The sequence below is a fragment of the Mediterraneibacter sp. 210702-DFI.3.120 genome (assembly GCF_020561005.1).
In the GTDB taxonomy this organism is placed as follows: domain Bacteria; phylum Bacillota; class Clostridia; order Lachnospirales; family Lachnospiraceae; genus Mediterraneibacter; species Mediterraneibacter faecis.
In genome coordinates, this window is sequence record NZ_JAJCNG010000053.1 from 1 (window position 1) to 2,806 (window position 2,806).

The window sequence follows — 2,806 nt, forward strand, 5'->3', positions numbered from 1 at the left end:
TCAGAGATTACAATATAGGAATGTTAACCGCAGAAAGACGAGGAATTGAAGCTGGTCGTAAGATTGGAATAACAGAAGGACGAACAGAGGGCAGAGCAGAAGGAGAAAGCAGAATTAATCGGTTAAATGTTGAATTGTCAAAGCGTGGGCGTACAGAAGATATATTGAAAGCGGCAGTTGATAAGGAATATCAGGAAAAGCTGTTGAAAGAGTTTGAGTTATAATCTAATTTATGGGATATAAGGGATATCTTGGAAGCGTGGAATTTTCTGAAGAAGATGAAATGTTTTTTGGCAAGGGACTTGGAATTCGTTCTTTGATCTCCTATGAAGGGGATAATGTAAAAGCCCTGATCTTTGCTATTCATGACGTTGTGGATGAATATTTGAGATTGTGTGAAGATTGGAGAACTTTAGATTATGAAATCAGTGAAATAAGTCGAAAAAGTAAAAGAACATATTGGAAAGGATTAAACACTAATGGAAAATAAAGAGATGAGCCAAGAAAAGATAGAATCCCCAGATGAAAAACTAATTCAACATAGTGAGTCAAAGAAAGCAATGAACGGATTTCAGGGCAGTATTGTATGTGCTATTATTTTGGGGCTTATTGCTATTATCTTACACAGATTATTAGAAGGAGTAATAGTACAAATTTCTTTTTGGATATTAATTTTACTAGCAATTTTTTGTCTTTTGGTTGCAACGAGTTGTTTTTTTGATTGGAAAACAGCGAAAAAAATAGAAAAATTAGAAGAAGAGACCCAAAAAGAAGAAAAAGAATTTGCAGAGATTGATTTCAATAAGCGAGCATTACGAGCCGAAAAAATGTTTAAAATGAATCAAAAAGAACTGATGAGATATTACGATATGAATTTAGCTCAAACCAAATTTCTTTCAGGCTTAGGAATTATGATGATTATATTTGGAATAGTGATTGTAGTAGTCAGTCTGGTTATGTATGTGTATACAGATGCAGATAAAACATTGCTAACAGTTGGGAATATAAGTGGAATACTAATTAATTTTGTTGGAGCTGTTTTTATTAGAATGTATACACATAATGTAGAGGCAGCAGTTAAATTTCATGCAAAATTTGCAGAAAGTAATAATTTACTGCTTGCTAATTCAATAGCTAATAAAATAGAAGATGAGAAATTAAGAGAAGAGACATTATCAGAAATTGCAAAGGATATTATTGTATATAATAACACGATATCAGATTGAAAATGAGGTGGAGAAATGACAAAAGATGAATTTAATTTAAAGTATTGGATGTTCTATATGCAGCTTGAGAATGATTTTAGTAAAACTTTCAATTATGTTGAATTTACAGATGACAATTTAAGTACATATTCAAAGGAATATGCGAAACAATTAATATCTATAGGTTCAGAACTTGATATAGTTTTTAAAGCACTTTGTAATGAAGTTGATCCAACAAAAGCAAGATCATGTATAACAGATTATGCTAATATTCTCTGCGGATATGATAATCTGACAGATGCAACAGTACAGTTCAGTTATAACAAAGAAAGTTATAAGCCATTTGATGGATGGACACCTAATAGTAAGCCATCCTGGTGGGGGGATTATAATAAAGTAAAACATAATAGAGCTGAGAACGATAATATAAAACTTGCAAATTTAAAAAATGTGTTTAATGCGTTGGCGGCATTATTTATTTTAAACAGATATTTATGCAAGATTGTATGCAGCAATAAGATCATGAAAGAGCCTGAAATAAAATCGAATCTGTTTACTATGGTTGGATGGGATATATGTATTTTAGAGGGAAATGGATTTGTGAGGAGGTTATCAACCAACGGAAATATGAGCGTATTGGTTGAAAGTTGAAAAAGTTATTACTTTACATTGGCTTACCGGTGGTCTGAGCCTATAAAGCAAAAATGAACAATGTATAAAAGGTACGATAAGATGTGTTTGGACAAAGCATTGTAAGTACAGTAAAGAAGTAGAAGAAGTGCTGGAATAATCTTTAGATATTCCGGCACTTCTTCTACTTGCGGATTGACGCGGAAGGTACGTTACTGGTTGTACGTAGTGAGAGCAACAACACAACATCTGCGAATACCAAAGCATTAAAAAATTCAGCTTGCAATAATAGAATTCCCATGTTAATCTAATACCACGCAGTCATCATTCTGATGAATTGCAAAAAGATCTATGAACCAAATCGGTAATTATTCAATAAGTTCAGATTTTCGAGCAGATAATCCGATGACAAAACCAAAAAGATGAATATTGTTTGAAGATTATGTGATGGAGTAAGTTTCTTAAATATCTGATTTTAAGGGATAGTTACTTCCATAGAAAACTATCTTGTGTTAAGATAAATATAACTTTAGAATCCTCTACTTCAGGCAATCATTCATTGCACAGAAGAGAGGAAAATTCTATGAAAGAAAACAAGAAAAGTGTATCAACCAGGCGAGCATCATCACATTGTAAAGCATCGAAAGAGAAGCAGGAAGACTTTATCATGCTTCCAACGGTAGATTTCTGTTTCAAGGAATTGATGCAGAATGACAATATCCGTAAGAATATTATTGCAGCGTTATTAAATGTTCCGCCCAGTGAGGTAGAGAACACAGAACTCATGCCAACCATTCTCAGGAAGGAATCGAAAGATGATAAGTATGGGATTTTAGACGTTCGGGTGAAACTGAAAGATGGAGAACAGATCGATTTTGAGATGCAGGTAGAAGCATTTGATTGTTGGGCAAACCGTTCTGTTTATTATCTGAGTAAGATGTATGCAGGTGAGATCAAAGAAGGTGAGGGAT

General features: G+C 33.3%; 4 protein-coding genes and 1 pseudogene. All 5 read left to right on the forward strand.

All coding sequences use genetic code 11. From position 1 onward, the window contains the following. A pseudogene (locus tag LI162_RS15040) lies at positions 1-224 on the forward strand (Rpn family recombination-promoting nuclease/putative transposase); the annotation flags it as partial. An 8-nt stretch (positions 225-232) separates the two neighbouring features. Beyond that, positions 233-490: an antitoxin HicB gene (locus tag LI162_RS15045; protein ID WP_226875931.1), complete on the forward strand. Its 258-nt coding sequence runs from the start codon at positions 233-235 to the stop codon at positions 488-490. Continuing rightward, positions 480-1,226 carry a TRADD-N-associated membrane domain-containing protein gene (locus tag LI162_RS15050; protein ID WP_055156447.1) on the forward strand — a complete coding sequence of 249 codons (747 nt, stop codon included), beginning with the start codon at positions 480-482 and terminating at the stop codon, positions 1,224-1,226. Before LI162_RS15045 ends, LI162_RS15050 begins: the two co-directional genes overlap by 11 nt. 15 nt (positions 1,227-1,241) lie before the next feature. Beyond that, positions 1,242-1,856 (forward strand): hypothetical protein, encoded by a 615-nt coding sequence (locus tag LI162_RS15055; protein WP_226875932.1) that lies wholly within the window; start codon positions 1,242-1,244, stop codon positions 1,854-1,856. A 562-nt stretch (positions 1,857-2,418) separates the two neighbouring features. Beyond that, positions 2,419-2,806 (forward strand): Rpn family recombination-promoting nuclease/putative transposase (locus LI162_RS15060; RefSeq protein WP_226875933.1); only part of this gene is annotated, 388 nt, incomplete at its 3' end.

What these genes read in the sequence shown, in the direction of transcription:
- LI162_RS15045 (WP_226875931.1), top strand. Translation starts at nt 233, where the DNA reads ATGGGATATAAGGGATATCTTGGAAGCGTGGAATTTTCTGAAGAAGAT.
- LI162_RS15050 (WP_055156447.1), top strand. Translation starts at nt 480, where the DNA reads ATGGAAAATAAAGAGATGAGCCAAGAAAAGATAGAATCCCCAGATGAA.
- LI162_RS15055 (WP_226875932.1), top strand. Translation starts at nt 1,242, where the DNA reads ATGACAAAAGATGAATTTAATTTAAAGTATTGGATGTTCTATATGCAG.